General features: G+C 62.2%; 13 protein-coding genes and 2 riboswitches. Of the genes, 4 read left to right on the top strand and 9 right to left on the bottom strand.

Annotated elements, in window-relative coordinates:
* Nucleotides 1-13: 13 nt before the first annotated feature.
* Nucleotides 14-1,246: an NADH:flavin oxidoreductase/NADH oxidase family protein gene (locus AC07OP_RS02265; protein ID WP_368962119.1), complete on the bottom strand. Its 1,233-nt coding sequence runs from the start codon at nucleotides 1,244-1,246 to the stop codon at nucleotides 14-16.
* Between the two features lie 71 nt (nucleotides 1,247-1,317).
* Here AC07OP_RS02265 and AC07OP_RS02260 point away from each other — a divergent pair, with 71 nt between their 5' ends.
* Nucleotides 1,318-1,722, top strand: coding sequence for a MerR family transcriptional regulator (locus AC07OP_RS02260; RefSeq protein WP_027606485.1), 405 nt, complete (start codon nucleotides 1,318-1,320; stop codon nucleotides 1,720-1,722).
* A gap of 40 nt (nucleotides 1,723-1,762) precedes the next feature.
* Here the strand turns inward: AC07OP_RS02260 and AC07OP_RS02255 are convergent, their stop codons facing one another.
* Together AC07OP_RS02255 and AC07OP_RS02250 are read right to left on the bottom strand one after the other, a co-directional pair.
* The gene (locus AC07OP_RS02255; protein WP_003235539.1) at nucleotides 1,763-2,257 is read right to left on the bottom strand and encodes a DUF934 domain-containing protein; all 495 of its coding nucleotides are present in this window, start codon (nucleotides 2,255-2,257) and stop codon (nucleotides 1,763-1,765) included.
* Nucleotides 2,241-3,899 carry a nitrite/sulfite reductase gene (locus AC07OP_RS02250; RefSeq protein WP_495101624.1) on the bottom strand — a complete coding sequence of 553 codons (1,659 nt, stop codon included), beginning with the start codon at nucleotides 3,897-3,899 and terminating at the stop codon, nucleotides 2,241-2,243. Before AC07OP_RS02250 ends, AC07OP_RS02255 begins: the two co-directional genes overlap by 17 nt.
* A gap of 422 nt (nucleotides 3,900-4,321) precedes the next feature.
* Here AC07OP_RS02250 and AC07OP_RS02245 point away from each other — a divergent pair, with 422 nt between their 5' ends.
* Nucleotides 4,322-5,389 (top strand): ABC transporter substrate-binding protein, encoded by a 1,068-nt coding sequence (locus AC07OP_RS02245; protein ID WP_495101623.1) that lies wholly within the window; start codon nucleotides 4,322-4,324, stop codon nucleotides 5,387-5,389.
* On the opposite strand, the gene AC07OP_RS02240 is transcribed toward AC07OP_RS02245, so the two are convergent.
* On the bottom strand, nucleotides 5,386-5,604 hold the full coding sequence (locus AC07OP_RS02240) for a DUF2970 domain-containing protein (protein WP_027606482.1): 219 nt from the start codon (nucleotides 5,602-5,604) through the stop codon (nucleotides 5,386-5,388). The two genes, AC07OP_RS02245 and AC07OP_RS02240, sit on opposite strands and share 4 nt — an antisense overlap.
* A 52-nt stretch (nucleotides 5,605-5,656) precedes the next feature.
* Nucleotides 5,657-9,367 (bottom strand): methionine synthase, encoded by a 3,711-nt coding sequence (metH, locus tag AC07OP_RS02235; protein WP_495101622.1) that lies wholly within the window; start codon nucleotides 9,365-9,367, stop codon nucleotides 5,657-5,659.
* 165 nt (nucleotides 9,368-9,532) lie between these two features.
* Here metH and AC07OP_RS02230 point away from each other — a divergent pair, with 165 nt between their 5' ends.
* Together AC07OP_RS02230 and nfuA are read left to right on the top strand one after the other, a co-directional pair.
* A complete protein-coding gene (locus tag AC07OP_RS02230) occupies nucleotides 9,533-11,824 on the top strand; it encodes a fatty acid cis/trans isomerase (RefSeq protein ID WP_495101621.1) in 2,292 nt (763 codons plus the stop codon).
* A gap of 93 nt (nucleotides 11,825-11,917) precedes the next feature.
* Nucleotides 11,918-12,502, top strand: a complete 585-nt coding sequence (gene nfuA / locus AC07OP_RS02225) for a Fe-S biogenesis protein NfuA (protein ID WP_017136914.1) — start codon at nucleotides 11,918-11,920, stop codon at nucleotides 12,500-12,502.
* A 250-nt stretch (nucleotides 12,503-12,752) separates the two neighbouring features.
* Here nfuA and cobM read toward each other — a convergent pair whose 3' ends face one another.
* From cobM to AC07OP_RS02205, 4 genes are all read right to left on the bottom strand, one after another.
* Entirely contained in the window at nucleotides 12,753-13,499 is a 747-nt protein-coding gene (gene cobM, locus AC07OP_RS02220; protein ID WP_495101620.1) for a precorrin-4 C(11)-methyltransferase, read from the bottom strand.
* 70 nt (nucleotides 13,500-13,569) lie between these two features.
* On the bottom strand, nucleotides 13,570-13,962 hold the full coding sequence (locus tag AC07OP_RS02215; protein ID WP_495101619.1) for a cobalamin biosynthesis protein: 393 nt from the start codon (nucleotides 13,960-13,962) through the stop codon (nucleotides 13,570-13,572).
* Nucleotides 13,959-14,663, bottom strand: a complete 705-nt coding sequence (locus tag AC07OP_RS02210) for a CbtA family protein (protein WP_027606476.1) — start codon at nucleotides 14,661-14,663, stop codon at nucleotides 13,959-13,961. The genes AC07OP_RS02215 and AC07OP_RS02210 overlap by 4 nt, the downstream gene beginning before the upstream one ends.
* Before the next feature lie 11 nt (nucleotides 14,664-14,674).
* Nucleotides 14,675-14,863: a CbtB domain-containing protein gene (locus AC07OP_RS02205; protein WP_027606475.1), complete on the bottom strand. Its 189-nt coding sequence runs from the start codon at nucleotides 14,861-14,863 to the stop codon at nucleotides 14,675-14,677.
* Nucleotides 14,864-14,960: 97 nt separating this feature from the next.
* A riboswitch (cobalamin riboswitch) is annotated at nucleotides 14,961-15,165 on the bottom strand.
* 42 nt (nucleotides 15,166-15,207) lie between these two features.
* Nucleotides 15,208-15,407: riboswitch (cobalamin riboswitch) on the top strand.
* Nucleotides 15,408-15,432: the final 25 nt, after the last annotated feature.

Genomic DNA, 15,432 nt, shown 5'->3' with positions numbered 1-15,432 from the left:
GAATGCTCCGCTTTTAATGTGAAGATTGCGTCATGGCCGCGCGGTATTGCCGGGTGCGCCGAGCGATAAACCATTGGTCACACGCCAGCGCCAGCCATGGCACGACATTGGGTTTAGGCAGTCGGCCACGACTCAGGCGGCGCATCTGGTCCCGCACCACGGCCAGGGTGGCGAGGGCGGCCAAGGGTTTGCGTTTCCAACTGATCGGCTTGAGTTGCGGGTTGAGGTCGCGACCCTCGTGCCAGTGCTTGATCAGTTGCGGTTCCAGGGTCAGGGCGGTAGCGATGCCGGCCATGGCGATACCGCTGTCCAGCACTTGTTGCACGATGGGCAGGCGGCGAATGCCGCCGGTGACCATCAGCGGCATCTTGGCGATGGTCGCCAGTTCCTTGGCGAACTCCAGGAAATACGCTTCGCGGGCCAGGGTGCGGCCGTCCCGTGCTTCGCCTTGCATGGCCGGGGCTTCGTAGCTGCCGCCGGATAATTCCAGCAGGTCGATGGGCAGCGGGTTGAGCAGCTCGACCACGGCGCGCGCGTCGTTGGCGTCGAAGCCGCCGCGCTGGAAGTCGGCCGAGTTGAGTTTGACCGCCACACAGAATGAAGGACTGACGCTGGCACGCACGGCGTGGATCACTTCCAGCAGCAGGCGTGCGCGGTTTTCCAGGGGGCCGCCCCAACGGTCAGTGCGTTGGTTGCTGAGTGGGGAGAGAAACTGGCTGAGCAGGTAGCCGTGCGCGCCGTGGATCTGCACCCCGGTGAACCCGGCTTTCTCGGCCAGGCGTGCGCTGGTGGCGAAGCGTTTGATCACGTCTTGAATGTCGTCTTCGGTCATGGCCCTGGGCTTGGCGAACATCTTCGAAAAGCCGCCGAGGTCCAGTGCAATCGCGGAGGGCGCCAGGGCCTGCTGGCCGAGGTTGGCCATGGTCTGGCGCCCCGGATGGCTGAGCTGTACCCAAAAGTGCACGCCCTTGTCGCGGGCCACGGCGGCCCACTCGCGAAAGCTGTCCAGGTGCTGTTCGTCTTCGAGGGCAACGCCGCCGGGACCGGTCATGGCGCGGCGGTCGATCATCACATTGCCGGTCAGCAGCAGGCCGGGCTCGCCGTCCGCCCAGGTCTTGTACAACTGCTTCAATTCGCGGGAGGGCGCCTGTTGCGCATCCGCCATGTTTTCTTCCATCGCCGCCTTGGCGATACGGTTGGCGAGGACTTGGCCATTGGGCAGTTGCAAGGGTTCAAAGGGTGACATGGGTTGACTCCTGAGCAGGGGAGGCCTCAGGCTAAGCTTAAAGTTAACTTTAATGTCAAGCAGGCGTTTTGATGAATATTGGAGAGCTGGCAAAACAGAGCGGGCTGGCGGCGTCGCGTATCCGCTTCTATGAAGCCGAAGGGCTGATCAGCCAGGTGGGGCGCCAGGCCAATGGCTATCGCCGTTATGCACCGGAGGCCTTGCAGACGCTGCGCTTGATTCAGAGCGCGCAGCAGGCCGGTTTCACCTTGCAGGAACTCAAGGCGCTGATGCCGGCCCCAGGCGAGCACAAGCGCGCCGAGCTGATCGAGGCGCTCGAGCGCAAGGTCGAGCAGATTGAAGCGATGCAGGCGCAACTGGCGCACAGCAAGGCGCAGTTAGTCGGGGTGATCGACGCGGTACGCGCGCAACCGGAAGGTGTGCCGTGTTCGATGGGGCAGAAGCAGGTGCTAGCGTCGATCAAGCTCAACTCATAAAAAAGCCCTGGCATGCCAGGGCTTTTTCATGTGTGCAGACTCAGCGACGACGGAACAGCGGCAGCGGTTCATCCGTTGCAGCCTGGTACGTCACCGAGAAGTCCTTGAGGCTTTCCAGTGCTTCGTACGGGTCTTTGTCGGCGCGCAAGGCGAAGGCATCGAACCCGCAACGGCGCAGGTAGAACAACTGGTCGCGCAGCACGTCGCCAATGGCCCGCAGCTCGCCTTTGTAACCGTAGCGGTCACGCAGCAGGCGTGCGTTGGAATAGTTGCGACCGTCGGTGAAGGCCGGGAAGTTCAGGGCGATGACCTGGAAGTGCTCCACGTCAGCGCCGATCTCTTCGGCTTCTTCATCGGCGTCCAGCCACACACCCAGGCCGCCGTCGCGGGCCTTGAGCGCGTGGCCGTGTTCGCGCCACAGCGCCAGCGGCACGATCAGGTCGTCGCAGTTGGAGATGCCGTCGAAGCTCGCATCCTTGGGCAGCAGGTGCCAGGTTTCGTCGAGGACTTCGTTGTTCTTAATGATTCGCTGCATAGACGCGCTCCTTGAACAGGTCAATGCCGATGCGCTGGTAGGTGTCGATGAAACGCTCATCTTCGGTGCGCTGTTCGATGTACACGTCGATCAGCTTGCCGATCACCTCGGGCATGGCTTCCTGGGCGAAGGACGGGCCGAGGATCTTGCCCAGGCTCGCATCGCGGCTGGCGCTGCCACCCAGGGACACTTGGTAGAATTCTTCGCCTTTCTTGTCCACGCCCAGGATGCCGATGTGGCCGACATGGTGGTGACCACAGGCGTTCATGCAACCGGAGATGTTCAGGTCCAGCTCGCCGATGTCGAACAGGTAGTCCAGGTCGTCGAAACGGCGCTGGATCGATTCGGCAATCGGGATCGACTTGGCGTTGGCCAGGGAGCAGAAATCGCCGCCCGGGCAGCAGATGATGTCGGTCAGCAGGCCGATGTTCGGCGTGGCGAAACCGCCTTCGCGCAGTTCGCCCCACAGGGTGAACAGTTGGCTCTGCTCAACGTCCGCGAGGATGATGTTCTGCTCGTGGGAGGTGCGCAGCTGGCCGAAGCTGTAGCGCTCGGCCAGGTCGGCGACGGCGTCCAGCTGCTTGTCGGTGATGTCGCCCGGTGCAACACCGGTCGGTTTCAGCGACAGGGTCACGGCCACATAGCCCGGCTTTTTGTGCGCCAGGGTGTTGCGGGTGCGCCAGCGCGCAAAGCCCGGGTGCTGCTGGTCGAGCGCGGCGAGCTCGGCATCCTGATTGCTCAGGGCCTTGTACTCGGGATCGACGAAGTGCTTGGCCACACGGTGCACTTCGGCGTCGGTCAGGGTGGTCTGGCCGCCGCGCAGGTGCTCCATCTCGGCCTCGACTTTCTGGGCGAACACCTCAGGGGTCAGCGCCTTGACGAGGATCTTGATCCGCGCCTTGTATTTGTTGTCACGACGGCCGTAGCGGTTGTAGACGCGCAGGATGGCGTCGAGGTAGCTCAGCAGGTCCTGCCATGGCAGGAACTCGTTGATGAACGCACCCACCACCGGGGTACGGCCCAGGCCGCCACCCACCAGGACACGGAAACCCAGCTCGCCGGCCGCGTTGTACACCGGCTCCAGGCCGATATCGTGTACTTCGATGGCGGCACGGTCCGAGGTCGAGCCATTGATGGCGATCTTGAACTTGCGCGGCAGGTAGGCGAATTCGGGGTGGAAGGTGGTCCACTGGCGGACGATTTCACACCACGGGCGTGGGTCGATCAGCTCGTCGGCGGCAACCCCGGCGAATTGGTCGGTGGTCACGTTGCGCAGGCAGTTACCGCTGGTCTGAATGGCGTGCATCTGCACGGTGGCCAGTTCAGCCAGGATGTCCGGCACATCTTCCAGGGCCGGCCAGTTGAACTGCACGTTCTGGCGGGTACTGATGTGGGCATAGCCTTTGTCGAAGTCGCGGGCAATCTTGGCCATCATGCGGGTCTGGCGCGAAGTCAGTTGGCCATAAGGCACGGCCACCCGCAGCATCGGCGCAAAGCGCTGGACATAAAGGCCATTTTGCAGGCGCAGAGGGCGGAACTCTTCTTCGCTCAGTTCACCTGCTAGGTAGCGTCGGGTCTGATCACGGAACTGCTTGACGCGGTCCTCGATGATGCGCTGATCGTATTCGTCGTATACGTACATATAGGTCCTGTTCTCGGCAAATCTGCGCGCACGGCCGCGCACTCCCAACGGAGCCGGCGCACGATACCAGTTTGCGTTTATGCGCAAAAGTGATGTTTGAGTATATGCACATAACCAAAATGACTAATGAGAAAGGTTATCGCGATACCCACATTTGTCATGCGGGCAATCGTGAACTTTACTGTGAGCGTGTTTGAGTGCAATCACCTATAAAACCGACAAGAGGCGATGCAATGAGCAATCCGACCAAAGCCCGTAAACCTGACAGTACCGTTGATGCCTGGGCCATTCTGTTCCTGATCATTCTGGTGGTGGGAACGGCCGTATTCTGGGTCAGCCACCAATAAAGGACGTTGATTGAGCCTCGATTGGTTCAGGCATTGCCACTATCATGGCGGCCTATTTTCGAGGCTCAAGCATCCATGTTGAAGGTGTTGATTACGTGTGTCTGGTTGCTGGGATCGACGTGTGGGGCGATGGCTCATGCAACGTCGGTGGTGTTTCTCAATCCGGGCATGTCGACGGAAACCTTCTGGGTCAGCTACGCGCAATTCATGCAGGCCGCCGCCAAGGACCTCGGCCTGGACTTGCGCGTGCGTTATGGCGAGCGTGATGCCGACAACACGCTGGCCCAGGCGCGTGAGGTGCTGCAAGGCAGCCAGCGGCCCGATTACCTGGTGCTGGTGAATGAGCAGTACGTTGCTCCGCAGATCCTGCGCATGGCCGAAGGCAGCGGTGTCAAGCTGCTGCTGGTGAACAGCGCGCTGACCTCCGATCAGGCGCAATTGCTGGGAACCCGCCGTGGCATCCGTTTGATCGGCAGCCTGGTGGCTGACGATGAACAGGCTGGTTACCTGATGCTCCGTGATCTGTTGCGCCAGCACGGTCCGGTTGCGCCGGGCGAGCCCCTCGACCTGTTGGCGTTTTCCGGGACCAAGTCCACCCCGGGGGCGCAATTGCGTGAGCGCGGCATGCGTCGGGCGCTGGCCGAGCATCCCGAGGTGCGCCTGCGTCAGTTGGTCTACGGCGAATGGAACCGCGAACGCGCCTTCGAACAAGCGAAGCAACTGTTCAAGCGCTACCCGCAGACGGCGCTGGTGTGGTCGGCCAACGATCAGATGGCGCTGGGCGCCATGCAGGCGCTGCAGGGCAGTGGGCGGTTACCGGGCAGGGACGTGCTGTTCAGCGCGCTCAACAGCTCGCCGGAGATCCTGCAGGCACGCCTGGATGGACGCTTGTCGTCCCTGGTCGCCGGGCATTTCACCGTGGGCGGCTGGGCCATGGTGTTGGTCCATGACGATGCCAAGGGCCTGGACATTGGCGCCTATGGCGGACGCGACCGGCAGTTGGCGCTATTCCAATTGATCGATGCCGGCCAGGCGCGGCGCTTGTTGGGGCCGACACCCTCGGTGGATTTCCGCGCGTTGTCCGCCCAGGGCAAGCCCGTGTCCTACCGTTACCCGTTCAGCCTGCACCTGCTGTTGCGCTAGACGCCGGCCAGGTGCAGCACCAGCTTGACGATGCCGAACAGCGTCAAGGCGAACACCGCCGTGAACAGAATGCCCAGGATCACGAAGTGGCTGGGCTTGCCGTGGGTGAAGTCGCGCGCGCGATTCTTGCCGCTCTGCACGCCAAAGGCGGCGGCCATGACGCTGTGGAGCATCTGCCAGAAGGTCGGCGGCTTGTTGTTGACCGGATCGTCCATACATCCCTCGACACAAGGTGTGTGAGGGACAGCATAGACAATCCAGGCCGGCTTAGTTGTCGTAGCCCAGGTTCGGCGCCAGCCAGCGCTCGGTCACGGCCAGGTCCTGGCCCTTGCGCGCGGTGTAGTTGGTCACCTGGTCCTTGTCGACCTTGCCCACGGCAAAGTACTGCGCCTGCGGGTGGGCGAAGTACCAGCCGCTGACGGCCGCCGCCGGGAACATCGCGTAGTGCTCGGTGAGGAACACGCCGCTGCGCCCAGCGTGCATTTCGCGGGCCTCGGGGTCGAGCAGTTGGAACAACTGGGCTTTCTCGGTGTGGTCCGGGCACGCCGGGTAACCGGGGGCAGGGCGGATACCGCTGTACTGCTCCTTGATCAGCGCTTCGTTGTCCAGTTGCTCGTCCTTGGCGTAGCCCCAGTGTTCCTTGCGCACCTGCTGGTGCAGCCACTCGGCACAGGCCTCGGCCAGGCGGTCGGCCAGGGCCTTGACCATGATCGAGTTGTAGTCGTCGCCCGCGTCCTGGTAGGCCTTGGCCACTTCCTCGGCGCCGATGCCGGCGGTGGTGATGAAGCCCCCGATGTAGTCGGTCACGCCGCTGTCCTTGGGCGCGACGAAGTCGGCCAGGGAGAAGTTCGGCTTGCCGTCAGTCTTGATGATCTGCTGGCGCAGGTGGTGCAGCCTGGCAATCGGCTGGCCGTCTTCACCGTAGACTTCGAGGTCATCGTCCTGCACCTGGTTGGTCGGCCAGAAACCGAATACCGCGCGGGCGCTGATGAGTTTTTCGTCGATCAGCTTCCTGAGCATTTCCTGGGCGTCGGCATACAGCGCGGTGGCGGCTTCACCCACCACTTCATCGGTCAGGATGCGCGGGAACTTGCCGGCCAGGTCCCAGGAGATAAAGAACGGTGTCCAGTCGATGTACTCGGCCAGGACGTTGAGGTCGATATTGTCCAGCACCCTTGAGCCGGTGAAGGTGGGCTTGACCGGCGTGTAGCTGCTCCAGTCGAACTGCGGCTTCTTGGCGATGGCCGCCGGATAGCTCAGGCGCTCGGTGCGCGCGCTGCGGTTGGAGGTGCGCTCACGCACGTCGATGTATTCCAGGCGGGTCTTCTCGACGAAGCCGGCCTTCAATTCCTTGGACAGCAGCTGCGTGGCCACGCCCACCGCACGGGAGGCGTCGGTGACGTAGATCACCGCGTCGTTGCTGTACTTGGGCTCGATCTTCACCGCCGTGTGCGCCTTGGAGGTGGTCGCACCGCCGATCATCAGCGGCAGGTGAAAGTCCTGGCGCTGCATCTCGCGGGCCACATGCACCATCTCGTCCAGGGACGGCGTGATCAGGCCGGACAGCCCGATAATGTCGCACTTCTGCTCCTTGGCCACCTGCAGGATCTTCTCCGCCGGCACCATCACGCCGAGATCGACGATGTCATAGCCGTTGCAGCCGAGTACCACGCCGACGATATTTTTGCCGATGTCATGCACGTCGCCCTTCACCGTGGCCATCAGGATCTTGCCCTTGGCTTCCGGCTTGTCGCCTTTTTCCAGCTCGATGAACGGGATCAAGTGGGCCACGGCCTGCTTCATCACGCGGGCGGATTTCACCACCTGGGGCAGGAACATCTTGCCGGCGCCGAACAGGTCGCCAACGATGTTCATGCCGGACATCAGCGGGCCTTCGATCACCTCGATAGGGCGGGCGAACGACAGCCGCGATTCTTCGGTGTCTTCGACGATGTGGGTGGTGATGCCCTTGACCAGCGCGTGTTCCAGGCGCTTGTTGACCGGCCAGCCGCGCCACTCTTCGGTCTCGGCTTCTTTTACGCTGCCGTCGCCCTTGTACTTGTCGGCGATGGCGAGGAGGGCGTCGGTGCCTTCCGGGGTGCGGTTGAGCACCACGTCTTCCACGGCATCGCGCAGCTCGGCCGGGATCTGGTCGTAGATCTCCAGCTGGCCGGCGTTGACGATACCCATGGTCAGGCCGTTGCGGATCGCATACAGCAGGAACACCGAGTGGATCGCCTCCCGCACCGGGTTGTTGCCGCGGAACGAGAACGACACGTTGGACACGCCACCGGAGGTCAGCGCATACGGCAGCTCGTCGCGGATATAGGCGCAGGCGTTGATGAAATCGACGGCGTAGTTGTTGTGCTCTTCGATGCCGGTGGCGACCGCGAAGATGTTCGGGTCGAAGATGATGTCTTCGGGTGGGAAGCCGACTTCATCCACCAGGATGTCGTAGGAGCGCTTGCAGATTTCCTTCTTGCGCGCTTCGGTGTCGGCCTGGCCGGCCTCGTCGAAGGCCATCACCACCACGGCGGCGCCGTAGCGTTTGCACAGCTTGGCGTGGTGAATGAACTGCTCGACGCCTTCCTTCATGCTGATGGAGTTGACGATGCCCTTGCCCTGGATGCACTTGAGGCCGGCTTCGATCACTTCCCACTTGGAGGAGTCGATCATGATCGGTACGCGGGAGATGTCCGGCTCGCCGGCAATCAGATTGAGGAAGGTCACCATGGCCTTCTTCGAATCGAGCATGCCCTCGTCCATGTTGATGTCGATCACCTGGGCGCCGGCTTCCACCTGTTGCAGGGCGACTTCCAGGGCTTCGGTGTAGTTGTCTTCACGGATCAGGCGGGCGAAACGCGCAGAACCGGTGATATTGGTGCGCTCGCCGACGTTGACGAACAACGAGCTGCGATCAATGGTGAACGGCTCCAGGCCCGACAGGCGACAGGCCTTGGGGATGTCCGGGATGGTGCGCGGCGCGTAGCCGGCCACGGCCTTGGCGATGGCTTCGATATGGCCCGGGGTGGTGCCGCAGCAGCCGCCGACGATATTGAGGAAGCCGCTCTGGGCGAACTCTTCGATGACCTTGGCGGTTTCCGACGGCAATTCGTCGTACTCGCCGAATTCATTGGGCAGGCCGGCGTTGGGGTGCGCGGACACATGGGTGTTGGCTTTGTTGGACAGCTCTTCCAGGTACGGGCGCAGCTCGCTGGCGCCGAGGGCGCAGTTCAGGCCCACGGAAATCGGCTTGGCATGGGCCACCGAGTTCCAGAAGGCTTCGGTGGTCTGGCCCGACAGGGTGCGGCCGGAGGCGTCGGTGATGGTGCCGGAGATCATGATCGGCAATTCGATACCGAGCGTTTCGAACACACCCTGCACGGCGAAGATCGCGGCCTTGGCGTTGAGGGTGTCGAAGATGGTCTCGATCAGGATCAGGTCGGCACCGCCCTCGATCAGGCCTTGGGTGGCCTCGGTGTAGTTCTCCACCAGTTCATCGAAGGTAACGTTGCGGTAGCCGGGGTTGTTCACATCGGGCGACAGCGAGCAGGTGCGGCTGGTCGGGCCGAGGACGCCGGCAACGAAACGCGGCTTGGCCGGGTTCTCGGCGGTCTTGGCATCGGCGATCCTGCGCGCCAGGCGTGCGCCTTCGACGTTCAATTCATAGGCCAGCTCTTCCATGCCGTAGTCGGCCATGGAGATACGGGTGGCGTTGAAGGTGTTGGTTTCGAGGATGTCGGCACCGGCATCCAGGTAGGCCTTCTCGATCCCGCCGATCACGTCCGGGCGGGTGAGCACCAGCAGGTCGTTGTTGCCCTTGACGTCGCTCGGCCAGTCGGCGAAGCGTTTGCCGCGGTAGTCATGTTCTTCCAGTTTATAGCTCTGGATCATCGTGCCCATGCCGCCGTCGAGGATCAGGATGCGTTCCTTGAGGGCGTGGTGAAGGGCTTGCAGACGAGCGCTACGATCGGACATGGGACTACTCTGGTCAGGCATTACGGAGGGCGTGGATCATAACAAACCTGTGCGGATTTGCGGCATGCCGGGGTTTTGCATGAATATCGCTCATGTTGAGCGGGTGCATGGCCCGGTAGAATCACCGCCACTTTAAATCGCACGCATTGAATCGGGACTGGATACATGTCACTTCGTCTTATCGTCAGCGCCGTCCTGGCATTGATAGCCAGCAGCGCTCTGGCAGAAGGTCCCGCTCCGGCGATCTCGTATACCCGCGACATCCAGCCGATCTTCACCGAGAAATGCGTGGCCTGCCATGCGTGCTATGACTCCGCGTGCCAGCTCAACCTGGGCAGTGCCGAGGGCGCGGCGCGCGGTGCGACCAAAGTGCCGGTCTACGACGGCGAGCGCAGCCAGGCCACACCCACCACGCGCTTGTTCTATGATGCCTTCGGCAAGCAGGCCTGGCAGCAGAAGAGCTTTTATTCGGTACTCGACGCCCAGGGCAGCCAGGCCGCGTTGATGGCGCGCATGCTGGAGCTGGGGCATACCGCAGCGCTGAAGCCCAATGCCAGGTTGCCCGAAGAGATCGTATTGGGCCTGAACCGCGAAAACATGTGCGCCACACCCGGCGAGTTCAACGCCTACGCCGGTGCCCATCCCAAGGAAGGCATGCCGTTGGCGGTCACCGGCCTGAGTGACCAGCAGTACCAGACCCTGCAACGCTGGCTGGCCTCCGGTGCACCGATTGACCAGCAGGGCGTGGCCCCCAGCGCCCGTGAAGCCGCACAGGTGCTGCAATGGGAGAACCTGCTCAACGCCCCCGGCGCGCGGGAAAGCCTGGTGGCCCGCTGGTTGTTCGAGCACCTGTTCATTGCGCATCTGTATTTCGAAGACGGTGAGCCTGGGCATTTCTTCCAGTGGGTGCGCTCGCGTACCCCCAGCGGCCAGCCGATTGACCTGATCAATACCCGCCGCCCCAATGACGATCCCGGCACCCGCGTGTACTACCGTCTGTGGCCGGTGGAAGGGGTGATCGTCCACAAGACCCACATCACCTACCCCCTCAGCGCGGAGAAAATGGCGCGGGTCAAAGCCCTGTTCTACAGCGGCGACTGGCAGGTCAGCGCCTTGCCCGGCTACGGCCCTGGCCGGCGGGCCAACCCTTTCGAGACGTTCGAGGCGATTCCGGCCCAGGCGCGTTACCAGTTCATGCTGGATAACGCCGAATACTTTGTGCGCACGTTTATTCGCGGGCCGGTGTGTCGCGGGCAAATTGCCACGGACGTGATCCGCGACAATTTCTGGGCGTTGTTCCAGGCGCCCGACCACGACCTGTACATCACCGATGCCCGCTATCGCGGCCAGGCCACGCCGTTGCTGGCGATGCCAGGGCAGAATGACGACGTGGGCAGTGTGCTCAGCCTGTGGCTCGAATACCGCGATAAGCGCAACCAGTACGAAGCCCTGCGGCGAGATAGCTATGCCGAGTTGCCGGCGCCCAGTTGGTCGACCCTGTGGGCCGGCAATGACAATGCCCTGTTAAGCATCTTCCGCCACTTCGACAGCGCCTCGGTCAATAAGGGCCTGATCGGTGAAGTCCCGCAGACACTGTGGTTGTTCGACTATCCGTTGCTCGAACGCACCTATTACCAACTGGTGGTCAATTTCGATGTGTTCGGCAACGTATCGCACCAGGCCCAGACCCGGCTGTACTTCGACCTGATCCGCAACGGTGCCGAGCAGAACTTCCTGCGCCTGATGCCGGCCGATAGCCGCGATGCCTTTATGGATGATTGGTACCAGAACAGCGGCAAGATCAAGCTGTGGTTGGATTACGAAGCCATCGACGACGACACGCCTACCGCCTTGCACCTGGATAAAAAGGACCCCAAGCGCGACTTCGCCAACCAGTTGCTTGCCCGCTACGGTGACCTGAATGCCAGCCCGGATCCGATCAACCGTTGCGGGGGCGCGTTTTGTTCGCGCGACGGTATCGACCCGGCGCTGCAGGACGCCGAACAGGCGCTCAGCCGCCTGACTTCACGCCCGGCGGCGGGGCTCAAGGTGATTGACCAGTTACCCGAAGCGACGATGCTGCGCGTCGAAACCGCCAGCGGCAAGCGCGCGGTCTACAGCCTGCTGCGCAACCGCGCTCACAGTAACGTGGCATTTCTGCTGGGTGAGGCTTACCGCTATCAGCCGGGCCTGGACACGCTGACCCTTTACCCTGGAGTGCTCAGCAGTTACCCGAACTTCATGTTCAACATCCCTGCCCAGGAAGTGCCCGAATTCGTCGCCGAAATGGAGCGGGCCAAGGACGCCAATCGCTTTGAGAAAATTGTCGACCGCTGGGGCGTGCGCCGCAGCCACCCGTTGTTCTGGCAGTATTTCCACGATTTGTCCCAGTACATCCGCGAGACGACGCCGGTGGAAGAAGGGGTGCTGGATATGAACCGTTATGAAAACCTCTGACAGAGGCGAACGTCTTTTCCGACAAAATTACTAGGACTTTGTACCTGCGTAATATTTTGGCGTAAACTGCCGGCAAGCCTGTGAGGAGTTTCCATGACTGCCATAACCATTACCGACGCCGCCCACGATTACCTGGCTGACCTGCTGTCCAAGCAGAACACCCCGGGAATCGGCATCCGCGTCTTTATCACCCAGCCTGGCACCCAGTACGCCGAGACGTGCATCGCCTACTGCAAGCCCGGTGAAGAGAAACCTGAAGACACCGCCCTGGGGCTGAAAAGCTTCACTGCGTATATCGACAACTTCAGCGAAGCCTTCCTGGACGATGCCGTGGTCGATTACGCCACCGACCGCATGGGCGGCCAATTGACCATCAAGGCGCCCAACGCCAAGGTGCCTAACGTCAATGCCGACAGCCCGGTCAACGAGCGCATCAACTACTACCTGCAAACCGAGATCAACCCGGGGCTGGCCAGCCATGGCGGTCAGGTGAGCTTGATCGATGTAGTGGAAGACGGGATCGCCGTATTGAAATTCGGCGGCGGCTGCCAGGGTTGCGGCCAGGCGGACGTGACCTTGCGTGAAGGCATCGAGCGGACCCTGCTGGAGCGTATTCCGGAGCTCAAGGGCGTCCGTGACGTGACAGACCACACGCAGAAAGAAAACGCCTACTACTGAGTAAGGCGTTCACTGCGAACAAAAAACGGCGCCCGTGAGCGCCGTTTTTTATTGTTAAAATTCAAGCAGTTATGCCATCTATCTAACAAGTAGGATTAAGTGTGGGAGGGGGCTTGCTCCCGATAGCGGTGCCTCAGTCGACTCATGAGCAGGCTGACACACCGCCATCGGGGGCAAGCCCCCTCCCACATTTTGTTTTGTATTTAGCTATTTAAATCAATGGATTGCTTTGATTTTTTGAAGTAAATAATCAAGGCCGATAAAGGTGCGCATGCCCGGCCCGATACAACGACGACTCACTGAAACTGTCACTCGCCAGTACTCGACCCACCACAATCAACGCCGTACGCCGAAAGCCCTTGGCGGCGACTTTGTCGGCAATATCGCTGAGCGTGCCGACCGCCCAATCCTGATCCGGCCATGTCGCCCGGTGCACCACGGCAATCGGGCAGTCCGCGCCATAGTGCGGCAGCAGTTCGGCGACGATCTTCTCCAAATGATTGACCCCCAGGTGAATCGCCATGGTCGTGCCATGTCGGGCCAGGCTGTCGAAGTCTTCCCCGGCCGGCATGCGGGTTTTATTGGCGTAGCGGGTCAGGATCACGCTTTGGGCGATGTCCGGCAGGGTCAGTTCGGTCTCCAGCAAGGCTGCGCAGGCGGCCACCGCCGTGACGCCGGGAATGATCTGAAAGGGGATGCCCAACTCACGCAAATAACGGATCTGCTCGCCAATCGCGCCATACAGGCTCGGATCGCCGGAGTGCACCCGTGCCACGTCTTGGCCATTAGCGTGGGCGGTCTTGATCAGTTCGATAATCTGTTCCAGGTGCAGTTCAGCGCTGTTGACCACTTGTTGCGCCTGATGACCTTCCAGCACCGCCGCCGGCACCAGTGAGCCGGCATAGATGATCACCGGGCAACTGCGGATCAGGCGTTGGCCTTTGACGGTGATCAATTCCGGATCGCCGGGGCCGGCGCCGATGAAGTAGATGGTCATGGAGAATTCCTGTGGAAAAACGGGCGAGCATGAAGATTGCTCATGATCGGGAATGGCGATTATCGGGATTTTAGCCGGCGCAGGCCAATGCAAAGGTGGCCTGGGCGGTTTTCTGGCGGGTGATCATCAAGCGGGCAGGGCCGCCGCAGAGCTGTTCGGCCAGGGCTAGGGCGGCACTTTCGGCGACGCCGTAACAGCCGGTATGGGCAAACGCGACCGCCGATTTGTGGCTCAGCCGGGCTTCGTAAACGGCCAGTTGCCCGGCGCTGAAGCACTGCAAGGGCAGGTCGAGCAGTCGGGCCAGGGCGAGTAACCCTGGCTCGTTCTGTTTACGGTCGATGCTGGCCAGTGCGGTGACACGCTGGCGCTCGACCCCGCCCTCGGCCAGGGCGCTGTCGAACAGGCCCAGCAGGGTGTCTACATCACAACCCCGCTGGCAACCCAGGCCGACCACCAGGGTCATGCCGAGTATTGATCGTCGCGGTTACGGCGGAACAACCAGGCACTGATCAGGCCCAGGGCCAGCCAGAACGCCACGTTGGTCAACTGCGAAGCGATCTTGAACTGCGCTTCGAGGGCTTCCGGCGCCAGCATCGAATGGGTTTCCGGCTGCGGTGCACCGATCACATGCGGCACCACCAGGATCGCCGCGCCCAAGACTTTCAGCAGCCAGTTGCGACCAAACACGATCAGCGCAATCCCGGCCGCCGTGGAAGCAGCAGTGCCGATCCACCAGATTTGCCGTTGCGCCAGGTCGGCGGCGGCAGTGCCCGGCAGCTCCGGCGGCAGGCCCAGGGTGGGCGCCAGCACAAAAGTCGCGTAACCGGCCAGGCCCCACAGCAAGCCTTGGGCCGTGCGGGTCGGTGCGCGCAGGGTGTAGAGGCCGGCCAGCATCAGGGCGAAGCCGACGGCCACCACCAGGTTGCCGCCGGTGGTCGACAGCACGCGCTGCCAGCCGTCTTCCGGCTCCCAGGCTTCGGCGTCGTGGGAGTGTGCAGCGGCGCCAGCGGCGTGCTCATGCACGACTTCGGTCGCGGCCGGGGCTTTTTCAAAGGTTTCCGCCTGCAGAATCAGCGGAGCGACCCAGAAGCTTTGCAGCAGGGTCAGCAGCAGGGCGGCCAGCAAGCCGGTGAACCCTGCGGTTTGCGCAATACGCTTGATCATGTCGGCAGGCCTCAGTGGCACGGGAACGCGGCGCTGTGGCGGGTATCGTGGGCAGCGTTGTGCACCGCCTCGATATGGGAGAAACCGGCGAAATACACCAGGCACGCGCCAAGGATCGACGCGCCGATGGCGGCGGTCAGGCGTTGGCTGAGGGTGGCGGAGCTGCTGGCGGTGTGCGAGGTGCTGCTGATGATCGACATGGCGCGTCCCTTTCAGGTGTCAGGGTGACACGAGCGCATGCAAACCCCGCGAGCCAGGCACGCAGGGTTTTAACAGCGCCCGCCCACCGCGGGTTTGTTATTCGATGTTATTCGGGCCGGTCTCCGGGCTTGCGAGGGACACTGGGTCTATAAAACGTCGCCTTCCCATGCCGTACAGGCACAGTGGATCTGACGCTTCACTCGCTTACCGTTGCGGGGGCAGCACCGGACTCGTCATGACGCCATGACTCACCGGTTTCCCGTTTCACCCTGTGAAGGGCACCCGAAACAAGATGTGTAGGAGAGCATGGGCCGGGGACGGTAGTCAAATGCGGCGAGCCCCTGTAGCCTTGCACCCTCGAGGTTCTTCGGCCCAGGCCGAAGCTAAGAAGGGAACGCGGTCCAAGCCGCGGCTGCCCCCGCAACTGTGAAGGGTTTATCTGACTGCCACGCCACTGCCACTGCGGCGGGAAGGCGCAGTCGGCGCCGGTCGCAAGACCCGCAAGCCCCAAGCCAGGAGACCTGCCTCGCCACCGATTTTCCAATTCAACCGGGCGGGGTGATCCGGT

The sequence above is a fragment of the Pseudomonas sp. GW821-FHT09D08 genome (genome assembly GCF_059416305.1).
This window is presented reverse-complemented; position numbering and strand designations above follow the sequence as displayed.

What these genes read in the sequence shown, in the direction of transcription:
- AC07OP_RS02265 (WP_368962119.1), bottom strand. Translation starts at nt 1,246, where the DNA reads ATGTCACCCTTTGAACCCTTGCAACTGCCCAATGGCCAAGTCCTCGCC.
- AC07OP_RS02260 (WP_027606485.1), top strand. Translation starts at nt 1,318, where the DNA reads ATGAATATTGGAGAGCTGGCAAAACAGAGCGGGCTGGCGGCGTCGCGT.
- AC07OP_RS02255 (WP_003235539.1), bottom strand. Translation starts at nt 2,257, where the DNA reads ATGCAGCGAATCATTAAGAACAACGAAGTCCTCGACGAAACCTGGCAC.
- AC07OP_RS02250 (WP_495101624.1), bottom strand. Translation starts at nt 3,899, where the DNA reads ATGTACGTATACGACGAATACGATCAGCGCATCATCGAGGACCGCGTC.
- AC07OP_RS02245 (WP_495101623.1), top strand. Translation starts at nt 4,322, where the DNA reads ATGTTGAAGGTGTTGATTACGTGTGTCTGGTTGCTGGGATCGACGTGT.
- AC07OP_RS02240 (WP_027606482.1), bottom strand. Translation starts at nt 5,604, where the DNA reads ATGGACGATCCGGTCAACAACAAGCCGCCGACCTTCTGGCAGATGCTC.
- metH (WP_495101622.1), bottom strand. Translation starts at nt 9,367, where the DNA reads ATGTCCGATCGTAGCGCTCGTCTGCAAGCCCTTCACCACGCCCTCAAG.
- AC07OP_RS02230 (WP_495101621.1), top strand. Translation starts at nt 9,533, where the DNA reads ATGTCACTTCGTCTTATCGTCAGCGCCGTCCTGGCATTGATAGCCAGC.
- nfuA (WP_017136914.1), top strand. Translation starts at nt 11,918, where the DNA reads ATGACTGCCATAACCATTACCGACGCCGCCCACGATTACCTGGCTGAC.
- cobM (WP_495101620.1), bottom strand. Translation starts at nt 13,499, where the DNA reads ATGACCATCTACTTCATCGGCGCCGGCCCCGGCGATCCGGAATTGATC.
- AC07OP_RS02215 (WP_495101619.1), bottom strand. Translation starts at nt 13,962, where the DNA reads ATGACCCTGGTGGTCGGCCTGGGTTGCCAGCGGGGTTGTGATGTAGAC.
- AC07OP_RS02210 (WP_027606476.1), bottom strand. Translation starts at nt 14,663, where the DNA reads ATGATCAAGCGTATTGCGCAAACCGCAGGGTTCACCGGCTTGCTGGCC.
- AC07OP_RS02205 (WP_027606475.1), bottom strand. Translation starts at nt 14,863, where the DNA reads ATGTCGATCATCAGCAGCACCTCGCACACCGCCAGCAGCTCCGCCACC.